This window comes from Bradyrhizobium ivorense (genome assembly GCF_900696085.1).
GTDB classification, from domain to species: Bacteria; Pseudomonadota; Alphaproteobacteria; order Rhizobiales; family Xanthobacteraceae; genus Bradyrhizobium; species Bradyrhizobium ivorense.
This window is the reverse complement of the sequence record NZ_CAADFC020000030.1, coordinates 179,699-199,950: the sequence shown is the minus strand read 5'-3', so window position 1 is coordinate 199,950 and position 20,252 is coordinate 179,699. Positions and strand designations below refer to the sequence as shown.

The 20,252-nt window shown below is 65.2% G+C and carries 18 protein-coding genes; 5 read left to right on the top strand and 13 right to left on the bottom strand.

Annotated features, from left to right (window positions below; translation table 11 throughout):
* Positions 1 to 50: 50 nt before the first annotated feature.
* The 3 genes from CI41S_RS43895 to CI41S_RS36935 form a co-directional block, all read right to left on the bottom strand.
* Entirely contained in the window at positions 51 to 188 is a 138-nt protein-coding gene (locus CI41S_RS43895) for a hypothetical protein (RefSeq protein ID WP_172627070.1), read from the bottom strand.
* Between the two features lie 18 nt (positions 189 to 206).
* Positions 207 to 641, bottom strand: a complete 435-nt coding sequence (locus CI41S_RS36940) for a cupin domain-containing protein (protein ID WP_139485660.1) — start codon at positions 639 to 641, stop codon at positions 207 to 209.
* 308 nt (positions 642 to 949) lie between these two features.
* A complete protein-coding gene (locus CI41S_RS36935) occupies positions 950 to 1,606 on the bottom strand; it encodes a glutathione S-transferase family protein (protein WP_139863964.1) in 657 nt (218 codons plus the stop codon).
* Positions 1,607 to 1,755: 149 nt separating this feature from the next.
* Here CI41S_RS36935 and CI41S_RS36930 point away from each other — a divergent pair, with 149 nt between their 5' ends.
* Together CI41S_RS36930 and CI41S_RS36925 are read left to right on the top strand one after the other, a co-directional pair.
* A complete protein-coding gene (locus CI41S_RS36930; RefSeq protein WP_139485658.1) occupies positions 1,756 to 2,979 on the top strand; it encodes a polyhydroxyalkanoate depolymerase in 1,224 nt (407 codons plus the stop codon).
* A 190-nt stretch (positions 2,980 to 3,169) separates the two neighbouring features.
* Entirely contained in the window at positions 3,170 to 3,958 is a 789-nt protein-coding gene (locus CI41S_RS36925) for a substrate-binding domain-containing protein (RefSeq protein WP_139863963.1), read from the top strand.
* A 280-nt stretch (positions 3,959 to 4,238) separates the two neighbouring features.
* Here CI41S_RS36925 and CI41S_RS36920 read toward each other — a convergent pair whose 3' ends face one another.
* The 8 genes from CI41S_RS36920 to CI41S_RS36885 all read right to left on the bottom strand — a co-directional run bounded on the left by CI41S_RS36920 (position 4,239) and on the right by CI41S_RS36885 (position 13,317).
* Positions 4,239 to 5,975, bottom strand: a complete 1,737-nt coding sequence (locus tag CI41S_RS36920) for a bifunctional protein-serine/threonine kinase/phosphatase (protein WP_139863962.1) — start codon at positions 5,973 to 5,975, stop codon at positions 4,239 to 4,241.
* Between the two features lie 54 nt (positions 5,976 to 6,029).
* A complete protein-coding gene (locus tag CI41S_RS36915) occupies positions 6,030 to 6,848 on the bottom strand; it encodes a formate/nitrite transporter family protein (RefSeq protein WP_139863961.1) in 819 nt (272 codons plus the stop codon).
* 609 nt (positions 6,849 to 7,457) lie between these two features.
* Positions 7,458 to 8,204: a transporter substrate-binding domain-containing protein gene (locus tag CI41S_RS36910; protein ID WP_139863960.1), complete on the bottom strand. Its 747-nt coding sequence runs from the start codon at positions 8,202 to 8,204 to the stop codon at positions 7,458 to 7,460.
* A gap of 137 nt (positions 8,205 to 8,341) precedes the next feature.
* Positions 8,342 to 9,334, bottom strand: coding sequence for a radical SAM/SPASM domain-containing protein (locus CI41S_RS36905; RefSeq protein ID WP_283813177.1), 993 nt, complete (start codon positions 9,332 to 9,334; stop codon positions 8,342 to 8,344).
* Between the two features lie 2 nt (positions 9,335 to 9,336).
* Complete coding sequence (locus tag CI41S_RS36900) at positions 9,337 to 9,645, bottom strand: hypothetical protein (protein WP_139485978.1); 309 nt, start codon at positions 9,643 to 9,645, stop codon at positions 9,337 to 9,339.
* Positions 9,646 to 9,919: 274 nt separating this feature from the next.
* Entirely contained in the window at positions 9,920 to 10,363 is a 444-nt protein-coding gene (locus tag CI41S_RS36895) for a DUF4399 domain-containing protein (RefSeq protein WP_139485977.1), read from the bottom strand.
* A gap of 34 nt (positions 10,364 to 10,397) precedes the next feature.
* The gene (locus CI41S_RS36890; RefSeq protein WP_139863958.1) at positions 10,398 to 11,936 is read right to left on the bottom strand and encodes an SUMF1/EgtB/PvdO family nonheme iron enzyme; all 1,539 of its coding nucleotides are present in this window, start codon (positions 11,934 to 11,936) and stop codon (positions 10,398 to 10,400) included.
* Positions 11,937 to 12,147: 211 nt separating this feature from the next.
* Complete coding sequence (locus CI41S_RS36885; RefSeq protein ID WP_139863994.1) at positions 12,148 to 13,317, bottom strand: MFS transporter; 1,170 nt, start codon at positions 13,315 to 13,317, stop codon at positions 12,148 to 12,150.
* Positions 13,318 to 13,436: 119 nt separating this feature from the next.
* Here CI41S_RS36885 and CI41S_RS36880 point away from each other — a divergent pair, with 119 nt between their 5' ends.
* On the top strand, positions 13,437 to 14,237 hold the full coding sequence (locus CI41S_RS36880; protein WP_244626801.1) for an AraC family transcriptional regulator: 801 nt from the start codon (positions 13,437 to 13,439) through the stop codon (positions 14,235 to 14,237).
* 144 nt (positions 14,238 to 14,381) lie between these two features.
* A complete protein-coding gene (locus tag CI41S_RS36875; protein ID WP_139863956.1) occupies positions 14,382 to 15,734 on the top strand; it encodes a malonyl-CoA decarboxylase in 1,353 nt (450 codons plus the stop codon).
* A gap of 177 nt (positions 15,735 to 15,911) precedes the next feature.
* Here the strand turns inward: CI41S_RS36875 and CI41S_RS36870 are convergent, their stop codons facing one another.
* Positions 15,912 to 16,967 carry a hypothetical protein gene (locus tag CI41S_RS36870; protein WP_139863955.1) on the bottom strand — a complete coding sequence of 352 codons (1,056 nt, stop codon included), beginning with the start codon at positions 16,965 to 16,967 and terminating at the stop codon, positions 15,912 to 15,914.
* 284 nt (positions 16,968 to 17,251) lie between these two features.
* On the opposite strand from CI41S_RS36870, the gene CI41S_RS36865 reads away from it, so the two are divergent.
* Positions 17,252 to 18,835 (top strand): hypothetical protein, encoded by a 1,584-nt coding sequence (locus CI41S_RS36865; protein ID WP_244626800.1) that lies wholly within the window; start codon positions 17,252 to 17,254, stop codon positions 18,833 to 18,835.
* A 164-nt stretch (positions 18,836 to 18,999) separates the two neighbouring features.
* On the opposite strand, the gene CI41S_RS36860 is transcribed toward CI41S_RS36865, so the two are convergent.
* Entirely contained in the window at positions 19,000 to 20,169 is a 1,170-nt protein-coding gene (locus CI41S_RS36860; protein WP_139863954.1) for a mandelate racemase/muconate lactonizing enzyme family protein, read from the bottom strand.
* Between the last annotated feature and the right edge of the window lie 83 nt (positions 20,170 to 20,252).

Genomic DNA, 20,252 nt, shown 5'->3' with positions numbered 1-20,252 from the left:
TGCTCACCGCCTTAAGATCCGGAACACGGACGGAACGAACCGCGTCCGAATCACTGATCGCGCGTCGTACGCGCTTGTTCACGGCTAGATGTGGCGATCAGTCCGAGGCAACGCACCACATACAGAACCATGATGACCGGCCGCACCCAGCGGCCGATGATAAAGGTTAATTCTTCCGCTGATGACATCGCGTCGGCTCCGTTCGATCAGGACCACGGCGTGACTGGCGGCACCTTGTCGGTCGCCGGCTCGACATCCACGGTCTTGAAGTCGGCCGGGCTGACGATCTCGAGGTATTCCATGTCCTTGGAGTAATCGAACAGATAATGCGTGATGCCGGGGCGCTGATGGATGACGTCGCCGGCTTCGACCAGCGTCTCCTTGTCCTCGTACATGAAGCGGGCCCAGCCCTTGGTCATGATCACGATCTGAAAATCGCAGAGGTGCTTGTGCCAGCCGGTGCCCTGCTCCGGCGGCAGCTCGGGATTGGCCTTGACCAGATGGCAGATCACCTGCCCGCCGGTGGCATCCGCAATGCCGAGATCGCGGTACAGGAAGAAGTCGCGCAGACCTCCGCCCTTGAACTCGGTATCGGCAGGTTTGACGTGGGAGAATTTGCTGACGACGGCATGCTGGTTCATCTGAAGCCTCCACGGTTCTCGTGTTCGCGAGATCGCGGCGCGGGCTCAGCGTCCAAATTTTCGGCAGCGTCGCATCGTCGCGGTCACAGCTCGGGAACTCCTATGCGAAATCCTTGCCAGCGGCGTTCGCTGCGGTGGCTGCGATCGTCACTCTGCCGGAAGCATCTGAAGCAAAGCGGAAATTTGCGCATGGCCGATGTCGCGAGGCGGCCCCGGCGGCCGCAGCCAATGATCACTTGCGGCACGTCCATTGAGCAGGCCTGCCCGGCGCTTGGACCGCCGATGCGGTCAGGCGTGCAGCCGGCTGCCTAGTATTCGACCTCGAGCTCCTCGACGTCGGCCGGCTCCGCCTTCGCCGCCGCGATCCATTCGGTCATCTCGGGCATCATCATGATGGTGGTGGCATAGGCGGCAAGATCGGGTCCGAGCTTCACGTCGTAGGTCAGGAAGCGGGTCACGACGGGCGCATACATCGCATCCGCCATGGTGCGGCGTTTGCCGAACAGGAACGGCCCGCCCGATGCAGCGAGGCAATCGCGCCAGATGCTGCAGACACGGTCGATGTCGGCCTGCGCGCGCGACCAGATCTTGAAGCCGGGGAAATGGCCCTTGAGGTTGACCGGCAGCGAGGCCCGCAAGGTGGTGAAGCCGGAATGGATTTCGCCGCAGATCGAGCGGCAATGCGCGCGCTGGATCCGGTCCTCCGGGAGCAGCCCGGCCTGCGGCATGATCTCGTTGAGATACTCGCCGATCGCCAGCGTATCCCAGACCGTCGCGCCCTCGTGGCGCAGGCAGGGCACCAGGATCGAGGATGACAGCAGCAGCAATTCGGCCCGTGCCGCCGGGTCATCGGGCGCGACGACGATCTCCTCAAACTCCAACCCGGCAAATCTTGCCAGCAGCCAGCCGCGCAGCGACCAGGACGAATAGTTCTTGCTGCTGATGGTGAGTGTCGTCTTCGCCATGCCCATTCCCCACGCCAACGCCGCCCAAACGGTGCCGAAGGTTTGGGCTTCAGTCGTTTTTGCTGGCAAGCCACGTGCCAGTTTTCGGGGCAGCGGCCCCTGCTCTGGCGTCGATATTGCATGGTGTGCCTGGCAAGGGGCGGATGCGTATGATGTCGATGCTGTACCAAGCCTATCAGAACCACATGGACCTGACGGCGCCATGGCGGACCGGCGCCGCGGCGGCGCTGAAATATCTCAATCTGGTGCCGCAGGGCGCCTCCGACCGGACCTTCGGCCGGCTCGCCGCCGCGCTCGAGCTGATCTCCCGCGCCAGCCTGACCTATACGCGGCCCGCTTACGGCATCGACAGCGTCACCGTCGGCAACAGAGACTTGCAGGTCACCGAGGAGGTCGCCTACGCCACGCCGTTCGGTTCGCTGCTGCATTTCAGGAAAGTCGACGGGCCGGAGCAGCCGCGGCTGCTGCTGGTGGCGCCGATGTCCGGGCATTTCGCGACGCTGCTGCGCGGCACCGTGAAGACGCTGCTGCAGGATCACGACGTCTACATCACCGACTGGCACAATCCGCGCGACATCCCGCGCGAGGAAGGCCGCTTCGGGCTCGAGGACTACACCGACCATCTGATCGACTTCCTCGGCCAGCTCGGCCCGCGCGCGCATATGGTGGCGATCTGCCAGCCCTCGGTGTCGGCGCTGGCGGCGGCCGCGATCATGTCGGAGGACGATCATCCGGCGCGGCCGGCGTCGCTGACATTGATGGCCGGGCCGATCGACACGCGGATCCAGCCGACCAAGGTCAACGGCTTCGCCAAGAGCAAGCCGATCAAATGGTTCGAGGACAATCTGATCAACTACGTGCCGGTGCAGTGCAAGGGCGCGTTGCGCCAGGTCTATCCCGGTTTCGTCCAGCTCACCGCCTTCGTCTCAATGAACCTGGAGCGCCACATCAAGCAGCACGTCGAGCTGGCGCGTCATCTCGCCAAAGGCGAAACCGCGAAGGCCGAGACGATCAAGACCTTCTACGACGAATATTTCGCGGTGATGGACCTGCCGGCGGAATTTTACATCGAAACGGTGCGCGACGTGTTCCAGGAGCATCTGCTGCCGCAGGGCCGGCTGATGCATCGCGGCCGCCCGGTCAACCCGGCCGCGATCCGGCGCATGGGCCTGATGACGGTGGAGGGCGAGAAGGACGATATCTGCTCGATCGGCCAGACGCTGGCGGCGCAGGACCTCTGCACCGGCGTGCGCACCTATCGCAAGGTGCATCACATGCAGGCCGGCGTCGGCCATTACGGCGTGTTCTCGGGAAAGCGCTGGAACAACGAGATCTATCCGCTGTTGCGCGATTTCGTGCATGTGAATGCGTGAGGGGCTAGCGACGCTCTTTCCCCGTCATTGCGAGCGAAGCGAAGCAATCCATTGCCACCTCGGACGTGGATGGATGGATTGCTTCGCTGCGCTCGCAATGACGCGTGGCGACTAGCCACGCCTCTTCCCGCGCAGTAGTGTCCCCCGCCACGACGACCCGTCCCCAAGAATCGTCCAGGGAGAACCCTCCATGCGCCCCGCCTGCCGCGCCCTTGCGCTCGCCGTCACCGCCGCCCTCGCCTTCACTTCGGCCGCATCGGCCGCCGAGGTCCATGTCATGATCTCGGGCGGGCTGACCGCCGCCTACAAGGCGCTGGTGCCGGAGTTCGAGCGCAAGACCGGGCACAAGGTGGTCACCGCGTTCGGGCCGTCGATGGGTACCACCACCAACGCGATCCCGGTGCGGCTGGAGCGCGGCGAGCCGGCCGACGTGCTGATCATGGTCGGCTACGCACTGGGAGATCTGATCAAGCAGGGCAAGGTCAAGCCCGACAGCCGCGTCGACCTCGTGAAGTCGCCGATCGGCATCGCGGTGAAATCCGGCGCGCCGAAGCCCGACATCAGCCCGGCCGACAGCGTCAAGCAGGCGCTGCTGGCGGCGAAAACCATCGCCTATTCCGACAGCGCCAGCGGCGTCTATGTCTCGACCGAGATGTTCAGCAAGCTCGGCATCGCGGATCAAATGAAGGACAAGGCGCGGATGATCCCGGCCACCCCGGTCGGCGAGATCGTGGCGCACGGCGAGGCCGAGATCGGCTTCCAGCAGATCTCCGAGCTCAAGCCGGTCGCCGGCATCGACATCGTCGGCCCGCTGCCGGAGCCGCTGCAGAAGATCACGGTGTTCTCCGCCGGCATCGCCACGGTGTCGAAGGAGCCCGACGCCGGCAAGGCGCTGATCAGCTTCCTCGCCTCGCCCGACGCCCGCGACGCGCTGGTCAAGAGCGGGCTTGATCCGATTGTGGGAGATGGGACGCATTGATTGCGTTATCCCGTCATCCTGAGGTGCGAGCCCTTGCGAGCCTCGAAGGATGCACGGCCCGGCTGGTGGCCGATTCATCCTTCGAGGCTCGCCCAGCGGCGCAATTGCGCCGCAGGGCTCGCACCTCAGGATGACGGGGATAGTTTTGTACGCGACGCTCTATCCCTCTATCCCCGTCATTGCGAGCGAAGCGAAGCAATCCATCGCTCCGCATATGCGGAAGGATGGATTGCTTCGTCGCTTCGCTTCTCGCAATGACCGGGATAGGCCGGCGCATCCCCTACCGCCAATGATGCGCGCCGTAGGCGAGCAGCAGCACGATGACCAGTGCCAGCAGCAGGGTCGTCGACTTCCAGAACAGCACCGGGTTGCGCTCGATCAGCGGGGTCGATGACGTCGTCAGATACTTTGCGTTGGGATTGCGCAAATCGAACAGGAACTCGGAAAAGCTCTCGTAGCGCTTCAGCGGGTTGGGATGCACCGCGCGCTCCAGCGCGCCGTCGACCCAGGTCGGGATGTCGCGGCCGCCATGGGTGGCGGGGCTATAGACCGCCTTGTTGAAATCGGCGCGGGTCCGGGCGCGCGCGAGCTGTGCGCCATAGGGCAGCCGTCCCGTTAGCATCTGGTAGGTGACGACGCCGAGCGAGAACAGGTCGGAGCGCGCCGAGCCGCCCTCGCCCAAAAAATATTCCGGCGCGGTGTATTGCTGGGTGCCGAGAATATCATCGCTGCCGGACGGCGCCGCCTCGGCGACGCCCGAGATCCGCGTCGAACCGAAATCGATGATCTTCACCGTGCCTGTTTTGTCGATCATGATGTTGTCGGGCCTGATGTCCTGGTGCAGCATTTCCTTGCGGTGGAAGGCGCGCAGCCCTTTGGCGATCTGCTCGGCGATGTCGCGCACCGTCTCCAGCGCGGGCGCGGGATTGTCGATCATCCACTGCGTCAGTGTCTGGCCGTCGACATATTCGGTCGCGACGTAGAGGAAATTGCGCCGGCGCTGCGGCAGCCAGGGTTTCAGCACATGCGGGCTGTCGATCCGCTTGGCGACCCACTCCTCCATCATGAAGCGCTTCAAATAGGCCGGATCGTCGCGCAAATCGATCGACGGGATCTTGATCGTGACGGTGGTGCCAGACTCCTCGTCGACGGCGAGATAGATGTGGCTGCGGTGCGAGGCATGCAGCTCGCGCACGATGCGGTAACCATCGAACCGCATCCGCGCCTCGAGCAGCGGCGGCAGCGGCAGTTCGCCGGGCTGGCCGAACACCTCGCTGGCCTCGCCATCAGGCAATTCGTCGATGCGGACGATCTGCGCGGTGAGATTGTCCGGACTGCCGCGCTCGAACGCCTGCTCGGCGAGCGATCGCGCCGCAAGGTCGAGGTCGGCTGCATGGTCCAGAATGGTCTTGGCGAGCTGGCGCGGCGGCACGTGTTCGTAGATCCCGTCGGTCACCAGCAGGAAGGTGTCGCCCGGCTCGAGCCGCAGGTTTTGGTAGTCGATCTCGAGCTGCGGATTCACGCCGAGCGCGCGGCCGAGATAGCTCTGCTGCGACGAGATCACGACGCGATGATCGTTGGTCAGCTGCTCGAGGCTGTGGCCGGCGACGCGGTAGATCCGGCAATCGCCGACGTGAAACAGATGCGCCGTGGTCGATTTGATCACCATGGCGCTCAGCGTGCAGACGTAGCCCTTGTCCTTGTCGTACGGGTTCTGGCTCCGCCTGGTCTGCGCGTGCAGCCAGGAATTGGTCGCCTCCAGCACCCGCTGCGCCGAGGTCTTCACCGACCAGGATTCCGAGGTGCAGTAATAGTCGGTGAGAAAGCCCTTGACCGCGGATTCGGCGGCGATGCGGCTGACGCTGCTCGACGAGATGCCGTCGGCGAGCACGACCGATATCCCCTTCAGGCCGAGCAGCGGCTCTGCGGGGATCAGCACGCCGTGGAAATCCTGATTGGCGTCCTTGCGGCCCTTATCAGAGAATTGCCCGACCGAGATTTTCAGCGCGCGCGACATCGCCCGTCCTGATGGGTCTCTCCGGAAGGAGAGAGACCCATCAATTCTACCGGATCAAGCCGCGAGGCGCGCCCGGCTCCGCGCCGTCTTCACATGCGTCGTGTAGAGCGTGAGCCCGGTGAAGGCGAGGCCGCCGGCGAGGTTGCCCAGCACGGTCGGAATTTCGTTCCAGATCAGGTAGTCCAGGATCGAGAACTTCGCATGCAGCATCAAGCCGGACGGGAACAGGAACATGTTCACCACCGAATGCTCGAACACCATGTAGAAGAACACGAGGATCGGCATCCACATCGCGATCACCTTGCCGGGGACCGTGGTGGAGATCATGGCGCCGACGACGCCAGTGGAGACCATCCAGTTGCAGAGCATGCCGCGGATGAACAGCGTCGCCATGCCGGCCGCGCCGTGCGCAGCATAACCCAGCGTGCGGCCCTCGCCGATGTTTCCGATGGTCATGCCGACCTTGTCGGGCTCCTGCGTGAAGCCGAACGTCGTCACGAAGGCCATCATGAACGCGACCGTCAGCGCCCCGGCGAAGTTGCCGATGAAGACGAGGCCCCAGTTGCGCAGCACGCCGCCAAGCGTGACGCCCGGCCGCTTGTCGACCAGCGCGAGCGGCGACAGCACGAACACGCCGGTCAGGAGATCGAAGCCCAGCAGATAGAGCATGACGAAGCCGACCGGAAACAGCAGCGCGCCGACCAGCGGCTGGCCCGTGTTGACGTTGATCGTCACGGCGAACCAGGCCGCGAGCGCGAGGATCGCGCCGGCCATGTAAGCGCGGATCACGGTGTCGCGCGTCGACATGAAGATCTTGGATTCGCCGGCGTCCACCATCTTGGTGACGAACTCGGAAGGTGCGAGATAGGCCATAGCGTAAAGTCCCCTTGAGCAATCGGATCGCGCCGGCTGCCATGCAGCCGCGGCGCGGGCTGGTTGAAATGCGCGTCGATCCGGGGACGTGTGCCGGCATCGGAGCGCCGGTGCCGGGGTTTTGGCCCGGAGCGACGCCGATCACGGCGGGGACAAGACAAGCTGTCGTGGATGTCTGACTGCTCGGCGCGCCCAAACGAGGCGCGCAAGCGTCCCTTTACCTCGGCCAGCGTTGGCTTCGGCAATCCGGAGGACGGCAGTCGTCATTGACTGATGCAGTCAAAGCAATCGATATGCCAAGCGCGGCGCGGGCGGCGGCCTCAAAAACCCTTTGAAACCAACGGCTTTTCGGACGCCTTGAGGATGCGGCCAGCGTGCTGCCGCCTATTTATGCAGCATGCACAGATGTCGCCCACTGGCGTTCGCTGTCTCTCTCCCCGTCATCCTGAGGTGCGAGCCTTGCGGCGCAATTTGCGCCGCTGGGCGAGCCTCGAAGGATGAATCGGCCACCAGCCGGGCCGATTCATCCTTCGAGGCTCGCCGAAGAGGCTCGCACCTCAGGATGACGGGGACAGAGCGCCAGCGCGTCCGGCATGCTGCTCGATGCGCCTACTTCGCGCCCGTCCTGATCGGAGAATCCCTCAGGCCGTTGTTGTCGTAGGCCTTGCGCAGCGTGCCGTTGCTGGTGACGTCCGTCATGAACTTGGCGGCGAAGGCGGCGGCGAGCGGATGGTTGAGCGGCACCGCGACCGCGGTGACGGTCTGCTTGAAGGTTTCGTCCAGCACCCTGGTGCCCGGGATCTTCTTCGCCATGGCATGGAGCTGGTCGCGCGACAGTGCGAAGGCGTCGACCTCGCCGTTCTTCAAGAGGTTAAAGATCTCGTCATAGGTCTGATAGCCCGTCACCTTGGCGTGCTTGAGATGCGCGATGGCGCCGCGCATGGTCGTCGTGTTGTTGACCGCGGCGACCTTGACGCCGTCCTGGTCCAGCGTCGCAAAATTCGTGATCGTCGAGCCCGGCTTGACGATGTAGGTGGCGTCGGCGACCTCGTAGATCGGCCCGAACGTCATTTTGGTTTCGCGCTCCGGGTCCTTGGGCAGGAAGGTGACGTCCCAGCTGTTCTTCGCCGCCGCGTCGGTGATCTGGCCGGAATTCTGGTGCACGACGTACTCGACGGGAACGCCGAGCTGCGCTGCCATCTCACGGCCGAGCTCGACGGGAACACCGGCATAGCCGCTCTCGGTTTTGGTCGACCAGAACGCGCCGCCCGCCGCGCTGATCGCGATCGCGACCCGGAGCTTGCCGGTCGGCGCGATCTCATCTTTCAGGGCATCGGCATGGGCTGGCACGGCCATCATCAGTACTCCAAAAACGAGGCCAGCCAGACGCAGCAGTCGAGACGACATCGGACTTCCTCCACGCCGGGTCTTGCGCCCGGCTGTTGCATGATCCGGTGTCTTGTAGCTTACCCAGCCGCGCGCCCGCAACGCCGTCAGTGCGCAGCGCCTACCAGCACCTCGCGCGCCAGCGCATAGCTGTTGACGACAACGCCGTCGCCCATCTCGGCGAGCCGTGCATCCATCCGCGCCATGCCCGAGGCGAACGACGGCAGCACGCGCTCCATCCAGCTTCCGGCGAGATCGTGCAGGCTCGCCTCTCTGACATTGCCGAGCGCGTAGTCGCGCGGAAAGCCGTATTCGAGCGGCACGCACATCCCGTCCGGCTCGATCACCAGCGGCGAGACGATGTCGCTGATGCGCGGCGGCGTATGCTGATCCGCGCAAGCCATGATCTGGCGCAGCCCGCCCGAGGTGGCGACGTCGACCTGGATCGTGAGCCGGCAACCGACGGCACGCTGCAGCCGCAGGCATTCCACCAGCGCGGCGGAGGCCTCGATCTCGTCCGGAACATCGTCGGCGAGACCGATTGCCCGGCCGGAGGCTTCGAGCGGATGAATCTGCAGCAGCCCCGCGCCGCTGGCGAGCGCGAACTCGACCGCCCATTCGATCTGGTGCACGTTCCACATCGTCAGCGTGAAGACGAGGCCGAGCGGGATGCCGCTGTCGCGCACCAGTGCAAGACGATCGCCGAGCCGGCGGAACGCACCGGCCTGCGCGCGCATCCGGTCGTGATCGTCAGGCACGCCGTCGATGCTGACGGCGAGCAGATCGAGCAGGCCGGTCACCGCCTTCAGGCGCGACGGGGTGATGGCAAGCCCGTTCGACACGAGCTGCGTGCGCATGCCCGCCGCCTTGGCCGCCGCGAGCAATCGCGGCAGCGGCTGATACATGAAAGGCTCGCCGCCCGATACCGAAGCGACGCCATAGCCGAGCGTCGCCGCCTCGCCGAGGACGCGCGCGACGAGCTCCGCTGGAAGCTCGTCGCTCGCTTCGGGCGAGGAGTCCGAATAGCAATGCAAGCAACGCAGATTGCATCGCCGGGTCGGATGTATCTGGACGATCCTTGCGGACCGGATGAAGCCCACTGCTAGCGCTCGCGCGCGGAGCCCGCCTGGAATCCGACGTCAAACCCTTCGATGACGGGAGGGAGCCCCTTCGGGAACACCCAGACGCCGGGAATCTTGTCGTGGTTGAGCAACGTTCCCAGGAATTTCAGCAGGGCATCCGGTTTGACATGCCATGTCCCCCATCCGCCATCGGGATCCGGGATTCCCTTGGGGAAGAATTCGACGAGATTGACGCCGTCATGCTCGATGTCGACGAGCCTGGCCAAGTCCTGCTTCGTCCATCGCTGGGCGAGCAAATCAGATCCACGCGGTTTCTTTCCTGATGACATCTGATGCCTCCGGGCTGCTCGGCATGTGAAATAAATTTGCAATGATATCGATAGAAATTGCCGAGTATATCTATCTTAGCGTGTATCTGAAAATGGTCAACGTTCCGTGCCGCGGTGTTGAGCCGCGCGCACGACATTGTGTTGCATACAGAATGCGATCGACGCGCCGGACCGGGCGACGTCCCGATCTCGCACACCAACGATCGTGGTCACGATCAAACAGAACGCGCGCAACGACGCTTGCGCGGCTCGTTCGCGCAAGCGCGTGTCATTGCTAGGGGCGATCAGGGAGCGACCTGACCCGGATGGTGATCTTCTCGGAGACGACCGGCGGATCGAAGGGAAAGTGCTTGGCGTCACCCAGCACCAGTTGCAGCGTATGCTTGCCGGGCGACAGCTCGATGCGGGTCTCGGTCTGCCCCGCGCCGAAGTGCTGATGCGACTTGTCCGATGGTATCGGCTCGTTCGGATTCAGCGGCTCGTTGACGTCGATCAAGAGGTGGTGATGACCGCTGTTCGGGTAATCGTCGCCGGCATGGGTGACGCCCATGTTGCGCAGGCCGAAGCGGACCAGGAACGCGCCCCTGACCGTCGCGCCATCGCGCGGCGAGATGAAATACAGCTTGACGTCTTTTCCCGCCGGCTTGTTCTGCGCCTCTGCCGGGCTCGCGAGCAGCGCCAGCGCCGCCGCGAACAGGATCGAACATGCGATTTTCATTACCTCTCCATCAACCAGGCGATGCGGATGGAACTCAAGGAGACAGCGCAACACGGAAACCGTGGGTCGGATAGCGGACATTGGTGTCGTAACTGTCGCGATTGGCCGGACGCACGTAGCGCGCGTCATTCTTCCAGGAGCCGGAGCGGATCACGTGGGAGGCGCAGTCGCCGCCGGACCAGACCGCCCCGTCAGTGGGCGCGCCCTGGTAATTCCGGTGCCAGCAATCCTCGACCCATTGATCGACCCCGCCGCCCATGTCGTAGAGGCCGAACGGATTCGCCCTGAAACTGCCGACCTTGAGCGGCTGCTCGGCGCCGGCATCGCCGCCGCAATCCTTGCAGGCGGCGTTGCCCGATTGCATCTGGTCACCCCACCAATATCTGGTTTGCGTCCCGCCACGTGCTGCAAATTCCCATTCGGCTTCGCTCGGAAGCCGGTAGGCCTTTTTAGTGCGCTCGGCGAGCCACGTCACATATTGCTTGGCATCGCTCCAGCTCACATTGGTGACCGGGGAGTCATCCCTGCCGGCCGCCGTGAAGCCGCAGGCCTTGGCCGCCGCGCACGCGTTCCATTCGCGCACAGTAACCGGATATTTGCTCATGGCGAAGGCTTTGACCGTCACTCTGTGAATCGGCCGCTCCGAGGGATCGTCATTGCTGCCCATCGAGAAGCTGCCGCCTTGCAGCGAGACCATCTCGGGCTCCGCCGCGGACGCAGCGGGCGCGGGGCTCGCGGACGGCGCGACTTGAGGCGACGCCTGCTGGGTCGGCGTGGCGCTTGGCACCGGACTTGGGGCTTGAGCTGGAGTTTGGCTTGCAGCCGGGCTTGGCGATGCCGCTGGTGACGGTGGCGCTTGCGCCACGTCGGCCGGCTTGCCGCGCTGTTGCGTCAGCATGTACCAGAGCGCGCCGCCGGCGATGATTGCGATCGCAAGGCCGAGCAAGGTGATCAGGATCGTCTCGCGGCGCTTGCGCGTCCGCTGGAACGCGGCGGCATCCGGCAGCACGCGATACACCCTGACCGGATCGGTGATGTTCTTGACCTTCTTGTCCCCGAGCGACTCGTATCCGCACACCAGCTTGTGCTTGATCTGCTCGTAGATGCCGCCGGAGATGAAGACCTCGCCCGGCGCCGCGATCCCTTCCAGGCGCGAAGCCACGTTGACGCCGTCGCCATAGATGTCGTCGGGCTCGATGATGACGTCGCCGAGATTGACCCCGAGGCGGTATTCGATCCAGAATTCCCGCGGCATCGCCGCGTTGCGGCCGACCATGTTCTGCTGGATCACGATGCTGCAGCGGACGGCCTCGACCGGACTGTCGAACATCGCGATGAAGCCGTCGCCGGTGGTCTTGACCAGCTTGCCGTGATGCTCGGTGATGGTGGGCTCGATGAGATCGCGCTCAAGCCGCTTCACGCGCTTGTGCGTGCCTTCCTCGTCGAGCTGCATCAGCCGGCTGTAGCCGGCGATATCGCCCGCAACGATCGCGGCAAGCCGTCGGGGCCCAATATCGCCGCCGGAAGGCGGCGTGGTGGACTTCCCAGACCTGAAGTCGCGCAGTTCTCCCATTGCTCCGGCCGCTCCGCAAACCATAGTTGGCATGTCGAGGCGCAACCGGCGCCTCGGCTCCCCGAAGCCCGCGTCGGATCGTATCACACCGCCGGGTCGGAACAAGTGACCGAGCTCACAGACAACAGCCCGCATGGCCGCATCGGCAAAAACGCCGATGCGCTGCTCCGGACAAGCTCAGTGGCGGCAAACCGTCAGGGCTTCAGCCCGCCTATGCGGCGGGCGCCTTGATTTCGCGCGGCAGGATGATCGCGGCCGCGATCGCCAACAGGCACAGCGCCGCGAAGGCACGCAGCATCATGCTGAAGCCGCCCTGGTCGTACAGCCACGCCACCAGGCCGACCGAGGCGCCGGCCGCAGTGAAGCCGACGAAGTAGCGCACCGCATAGGCGCGCGAGCGCCATTCCTCGGTGGTGTACTTGCCGACCATGGCGTCGTTGACCGTGACCTGGCCGAATGCGCCCATCACGATGCCGATCGAGACCACGATCAGCGGCAGGTTGGACAGGCTCGCCGCCAGATAGAGGAACGGCGCCAGCATGAACGACAGCGGCAGCGCCACCGCCTTCAGCGAATGCCGGTCGAGCAGCTTGCCGATGGTGTACTGCGTCATCGCGCCGAACACGTAGACGCCGGCTGCGATCACGCCGAGCAGCGCCGGGCTCTTGGTCAGATCGGCGAGACGCTCGGCGAACAGCTTTGGCAGCGCCACCGTCACCGCGTTGAAGGTGGTCGAGATCGCGATCACCACGATCAAGAGCGACAGCACCACCCGCCACATGTCTTCTTTGGCGACCCGCGCCTGCGCCGCGGCCTGCTTTGAGCCCTTGCGATCCTCATGCACCACCGTCATCGCGAACGCGATGCCGATCAGCACCGTGATTACGCCGGGCACGATGAAGGCCCAGCGCCAGCCGAGATACTGGCCGATCACGCCGGTGACCAGCGCCGACGAGGCGACGCCGAGATTGCCCCAGACGCCGTTGATGCCCATCTCGGCGCCGAGCTTCTCGGCATAGGACACGATCATCGCGGTGCCGACCGGATGGTAGATCGAGGCGAAGATGCCGATCGCCAGCAGCGCCGCGCCGAGCTGCAGCGGCGTCTGCACCAGGCCGACCGAGATCATCGAGAGCCCGATGCCGACGAAGAAGATCAGCATCATGTGGCGGCGGCTCCAGCGGTCGCCGAGCCAGCCGGTGATCAGCGAGCCGGCGCCGAAGGCGATGAAGCCCGGCGTCGCATAGGGCAAGAGCTCCGAATAGGCCATGCCGAGCGCCGGGCCCATGATGATGACCGCGGCGGCGAAGATCAGCATCGAATAATGGTCGATGAAATGGGCGCCGTTGACGAAGGTGATCACCCGGCTCGGGCTGTTGATGGGCAGGTCTTTCACTTGCAGGGCTTTCACTTGCAGGTCTTTCACTTGCACGTCTCTCACTCGAATCTTCAATTGCTCGGAAATAGGTTATAGGTGCTTGTCCTGACGGGATGTCGCCAATGAGTATCGCTGACCCGCCAATCCGGGCCCTGTACGAGCAACGCCGCATGACCGGCGACGGCGTGCACATGGTCGCGCGCTCCTATGAAAAGGGTGTCCGGCTCGACCCGCACATGCACCGCGAGGCGCAGCTGGTCTATGCCGCCAAGGGCACCATGCAGGTGACGACGCCGAAGGGCCGCTGGCTGGTGCCGCCGGACCGCGCGGTCTGGGTCCCGGCCCTGCTCGGCCATGCGATCGACGTGCTCGCCGACATCGAGATGCGCACGCTGTATTTCGAGCCGGCCTGGCTCGCGCGCGAGGAGCGCAGCGACAGCCTCGACAACGAGTTCGTGGTCCGGGTCTCGCCGCTGCTCCATCAGGCGATCCTCGCGCTGTTCGACCAAGCGAGCAGCGACGAACGGATCGAGCTGCTGGTCAGGCTGGTGATGCTGGAGCTGCACCGGGCCGAGGACTCCGCGACCTTCATCCCACTGCCGCAGGAAGCGCGCTGCCGCCGCGCCGCCGACATCGTGCTGGCAGATCCGACCCGCGACTACGAGATCGAGACGCTGGCGCGCACGGTCGGCACCTCGGCGCGGACGCTGTCGCGGCTGTTCTCGGCGGAGACGCAGCTCTCGTTCAAGAGCTGGTGCCAGCGCGCCCGCATCGCCGCCGCGATAGAGCGGCTCTCGACCGATGCGAACGTCTCGGTCAAGCAGGTCGCCTCCGACCTCGGCTATGCCAGCGTTCCGGCGTTTTCCCATGCGTTCCGCCAGGTCACCGGCAAGACACCGACCGCGTTCGCGGAGAAAACGTGAACGTTATCCGTCGTCAAGCGCAACCATCACGAATTATACCGTCGTCGTGCTGCGACATATTTCCGTACGATCCATGCGCTTGATTCCCCTGCGCCCGGCCTTAAATCCCGTGTAAGGTTCGGCTTCACCGGATACGCCCTGCCTATGGCCAACGCCTTCTTCTCCGATCTGCTCTCGACCATCTCCGAACGCGGCCGCACCCTGCTCGGCCGGTCAAATCCCAATAACGGCAAGCAGGACGCCTCCGAGCTGGTGGAATTGTGCGAGGCGCTGCTGTCGGGCCGCGGCGAAGCCTCCGGCACCGCGATGGCGCGCGAGGTGCTCGACCGCTATCACCACCTTGATGCCGCCGGCCGCCTCACCTTCTTCCAGTCGCTGGCAAGGAATTTCGGGCCCGACCAGGCCCGGCTTGCCCAGGCGATCGAGAGCTGGCGCGCCAATGCCAATGGCGACGACGCCAGCGACCTGCATTTTGCGTCCGAGCCGCGCCGCCAGGAGCTGATCCGGCGGCTCAATCGCGCGCCGGGCGGCACCGGCGAACTGGTGTCGATGCGATCCGATCTGATTTCACTGATGAAGGGCAACAAGGACCTCGCCGCGCTCGACCGCGACGTGGTGCATCTGCTCTCGTCCTGGTTCAACAGGGGATTCCTCGTGCTGCGCAGGATAGACTGGTCGTCGCCGGCCAATATTCTGGAGAAGATCATCCGCTATGAGGCCGTGCACGAGATCCGCGACTGGGACGACCTGCGCCGCCGCATCGATCCGGTCGACCGCCGCTGCTACGCCTTCTTCCATCCGGCGCTCGCCGACGAGCCGCTGATCTTCGTCGAGGTCGCGCTGACCGAGGCGATCCCGGGCGCGATCGCGCCGCTGCTCGCCGAGGAGCGCGAGCCGGTCGCCGCCGAGCGCGCCCGCACCGCCGTATTCTATTCGATCTCCAACACCCAGCGCGGGCTCGGCGGCATTTCGTTCGGCAGCTTCCTGATCAAGCAGGTGGTCGAGGAACTGCGCCGCGAGCTGCCCAAGCTCGACACCTTCGTGACGCTGTCGCCGGTGCCGGGCTTCATGCAATGGGTCAAGCAGGCCGACGATGTGCCGCTCGGCGAGGACGACCGCCAGCTCCTGGAAAGCCTCGACAAGTCCGACTGGCCGGAGAACGCCGAGCTCACCGCGCAGCTGCGCGCGGTGCTGGAGCCGCTTGCCGCGTATTATTTCCTGAAAGCGCGCACGCCGAAGGGGCGGCTGATCGATTCGGTCGCCCGCTTCCATCTCGGCAACGGCGCGCGGCTGGAGCGGATCAACTGGCTCGGCGACCTCTCGGCCAAGGCGCTGCGTGAATCCGCCGGCATCATGGTCAACTATCTCTACCGGCTCGACGACATCGAGAAGAACCACGAGGCCTACGCCAACAACGGCGAGGTGATCGCCTCGAGCGCGGTGAAGAAGCTGCTGAAGGGCGAAGGCCGGCGGCTGCTGGACATGCGGCTGGGGTAGGCGGCCACCAACCTCTCTCCACGTCATTGCGAGGAGCACAAGCGACGAAGCAATCCATCCAATCGGCATACGCGGATAAATGGATTGCTTCGCTTCGCTCGCAATGACGGCCGGACAACGAAAATCATCTCTCCACATCGTCATGCCCGGGCTTGACCCGGGCATGACAGTCAGGGATCAGGCCCGCGGCCGCAACAGCGGCGCGGGGAGATGCGCGGCCAGCCAGGCGGCGATCGCGCGCTCGTTGCGATGGTAGACCAGCCCCGCGGCGATCACGGCCACGCCGATCAGCGACAGCGCGAACGGGAACAGCAGCGAGTCCTTGAACACGACGTCGGCGAGATGTCCGAGATAGAGGCAGATGCCGAACGCACCGAACACCGCATAGGCCCGCCGCATCAGGATCACGGCCAGCGCAACCAGGCCGACATTGAGCAGGCAATAGACCGCCCGTCCGAGCTCGGTGGCGCCGTCGGAGGCGGTGATGCCGCCCCAGAACGCCATCAGGCCGAACAGATGCAGCCAGAAGGCAAAGTCGCCGTTGCGGCTGCTATAGTCGACGAACCAGGCCACCGCGAGGACGGCAAGGCCGAACCAGATCGACACCGTGCGCCGCGTCGCAAAGTCGGCGTGATCCATGCCGGCGAACCACGGCGCGAGGTCCATCGACATGAACCAGAGCGCGAAGGCGATGATCGCGACGATGAAGGCGAAGCGATAGTAGCGCAGCGCGACGATGCCGGCGGCGACGGCCGCGATCTCCATGAAGATCCAGCTGCCCTTCACCCAGATATAGAAATCGCGCACCGTGCCCGGCTTGCCGAACGTGCCCCACCAGCCGAGCTCTTCCTGGATGCCGTAGACCGCGAGCGGCGCCATCGACACCGCGATCGCGATCAAGAGCCCGCCGGGAACCCGCAGGTTCTTGCGGTGCCAAAGGTAATGACCGGCAAAACTGAAGGCCGCCGCGTAGGCGATCGCGCAGATCGTGAGCGCGCGTCCGCCCATCTGGGTGAAGGCCAGGGTCGAGAACAGGCCCATGGCGCCGATCACGATCAGCGCGCCGGCGTACCAGAGGATATGGGCGGCATCGAACTTCGCCGCCGGGCTGGCCTCACCGGCGGCGTCCTGCCCGGGACCCTGCGCCAAGAAGGCGAGCAGCCGGTCCAGGTCGGCGGTGCTGATCACCCCGGCATCTGCTGCACCCCGTAGGTCTTTTGCTGAATAGGGCATGCGACTGGTTCCTGTGCCGCGGGTTCGCTTTCCCGTGCCATACGGGCAAGAGCCGGGCTCGCAGGATTGGTATAATTCAACTTGAGCAATGTTCAAGGATATTTTGAGCAACGCTCACACATTTTGGTGAGCGCCCCGGCTCTGCCGGACCGGTTCCGGCGCGGTTCGCGAAACGTCGGGCTTGGGGGCCGTCCCGTAAGAGGTCCGCAACCAAGCCGGGGCTATGGTCCGGGCCAAGCCGAAACTCTCGCCCATTAACCGCAGGCTGGCGGGTCAGCCGGAACATGCTCCTGATGCACGCGCCGCTCGCCAGGATTTCTGCTCCCGACACCACCGCGGCCTGGGCGTGGTGGGGCACGGCGGTGGCGCTCGCGGCCGTGCTGGTCGCCCCGCTGTTCGTCATCGATGTGCCGCCGCTGCTCGACTATCCCAATCATCTGGCACGGTTCTTCATCCTGGCGCATCCGGACGACCCGATCCTCGCGAAGATGTACGCGCCGCATTGGACCATTTTGCCCAATCTCGGCATGGACGTGATCGGCGCAGGCTTGCTGCGCATCACCGATGTGCACACCGGCGGCCGGATGCTGCTGGCGCTCAGCCTGCTGGCACCGGTGGCCGGCGCCGTCATCTACCATCGCGCCGTGTTCGGCTGCCGCTCCTTTTGGCCGCTGGCGTCGGGGTTGGTCGCTTACAACGCCGCCTTCATGATGGGCTTTATGAATTTCCTGCTGTCGCTGGGGCTGGCGCTGGTTGGCGCCGCCGCATGGACGGCGTTGCGCCGGCAGGATCGTTCCGCCTGGAAGGCGCTGGCCGGCGCGGTGGCCGCGGTCGCGACGTTCTTCACCCACATCTTCGGGCTTGGCCTGCTGTTCCTGCTGATCGGCGCCGAAGAAGCCGCCGCGCTCTGGAAACGCCGCGCGACGGGCTCCCTCACCCCGCGCGATGTCATCAAGGCGGCGATCCCGATCCTGATCGCGCTGGCGCCCGCGGTCGTGCTGTACCGGCTCAGCCCGTTCGGCGACACCGCCACGACGTTCGGCGCGTGGCGCGCGATCTCCAAGGTGATGCGGCTGCTCGGCCCGTTCATGACCACCAATTTGGAACTGACCATCGTGACTGCCGTCGCCGTCACGGTCGCGCTGGTCGCCATGCGCCGCCGCATCGCGCTCGCGCCCGGGCTGCCGCTGGTGCTGGCCGTGCTGGTGATCGTCTTCATCGCCGCGCCGCTGCGGCTGAAGGGCGGCTCCTTCATCGATCTGCGGGTCGCGCTGATGTTCGCGCTGCTGCTGTTCGCGGGCATGCAGCCGAGGCTCGCGCGGCGCGAGGCGACGTTGTTCGGCGCCGTGCTCGCGGCCCTGATCGTGGTTCGGTCGGCCGATCTCGCCGTGACCTGGATCGACGCGCGGCACGATCTCGTCGATTTGCGCAAGGCGATCGCCCAGGTCGAGCCCGGCGCGCGCGTGATGGCCGCAACCGGCTACACGGGTGAACTGACGGAGGCGCATCCGGCGCGCCGCGCCCTGCCCGGCATCTATCGGCTGACCGAGCAGGTCCCCGCATTGCTGGTGATCGAGCGCAAGGCGTTCTGGCCGTTGCTGTACGCCGATCCGGCGCAGCAGCCGGTGACCGTGCTGCCGCCGTTCGACCGCATCGCCCACCCGCTGACCGAGCCGATCGGCTGGAGCGTGCTGACCCATGAGCCGTACTCGGCGGAGTCGATCCAGTACGCGCGCTACCTCGTCGATTGGCGCACCAACTTCGACTATGTGCTGCTGATCGATCCGCCGCCGGAAGTTCCGAAGGTCGGCAAGCTGTCGCCGCTCTATGACGGCGATTTCGCAAAGCTCTACCGGATCGACCGCTGACCCACAGCGCTCAATGCCAAATGCGATTGCCCGGGGGCGACGGGCGCTGCGCACGTTTCGGAATAATGGAAGAATACCGGTGAGTTGCCCGACGTGTCAAGCGCCGTGTTACGCCGTGCCGCCGGCTGCCGCCGGCTACTTTGCATGGGGTTGTTTTTCGGCATTTAGTCGGCCAGCGCCTTCATCTCCGCATAGAGGTCGGACTTGCCCTCAAAACCGATGCCCGGCAGGTCGGGCATCACGATGTGGCCACCCTCGACCCGCACGCCGTCGGGGAAGCCGCCATAGGGCTGGAACAGGTCCGGATAGCTCTCATTGCCGCCGAGGCCGAGGCCGGCGGCGATGTTGAGCGACATCTGGTGGCCGCCATGCGGGATGCAGCGCCGCGGCGACCAGCCGTGGGTCTTCAGTACCTGCAGGGTGCGCAGATATTCGCAGAGCCCGTAGGACAGCGCGCAGTCGAATTGCAGCCAGTCGCGGTCGGGGCGCATGCCGCCGTAGCGGATCAGGTTGCGCGCGTCCTGATGGCTGAACAGGTTTTCACCGGTCGCCATCGGCCCCGGATAGAACTCGGCGAGCGCGGCCTGCAGCGCATAGTCGAGCGGATCGCCGGCCTCCTCGTACCAGAACAGCGGATACTCCCGCAGCATCCTGGCGTAGGCGATCGCGGCCTCCAGGTCGAAGCGGCCATTGGCATCGACCGCGAGCTGCGCATCCTTGCCGATCTCCTTCAGCACCGCCTCGATGCGCTCGCGGTCTTCGGCGAGCGGCGCGCCGCCGATCTTCATCTTCACGACGTTGTAGCCGCGGTCGAGATAGCCGCGCATCTCCTTGCGCAGCGCGCCGAGATCCTTGCCCGGATAATAGTAGCCGCCGGCGGCATAGACGAAGACGCGCGGATCGGCGGTGAGGCCGTGCCGCTCGGCCAGCAGCCGGAACAGCGGCTTGCCGGCGATCTTCGCCACCGCATCCCACACCGCCATGTCGATGGTGCCGACCGCGACCGAACGCTCGCCATGACCGCCGGGCTTCTCGTTCGACATCAAGGTCGCCCAGACCTTGTCGGGATCGAGATTGTCGCCGCCGGCATCGAGCAGCGATTTCGGATCGGCCTCCAGGAGGCGCGGCGCGAAGCGCTCGCGGATCAGCCCGCCCTGGCCGTAGCGGCCGTTGGAATTGAAGCCGTAGCCGACCACCCGCTTGCCGTCGCGCACGACGTCGGTGACCACGGCGACCAGGCTCGAGGTCATCTTGCTGAAGTCGATATAGGCGTTGCGGATCGGCGAGGAGATCGGCTTGGTGACCTCGCGGACGTCGACGATGCGGACGGACATGGGAAATACTCTCGGGGTTGTTAGGCACGTCATTCCGGGGCGATGCGCAGCATCGAACTATGGTGCGCAATTGCGCACCTGAG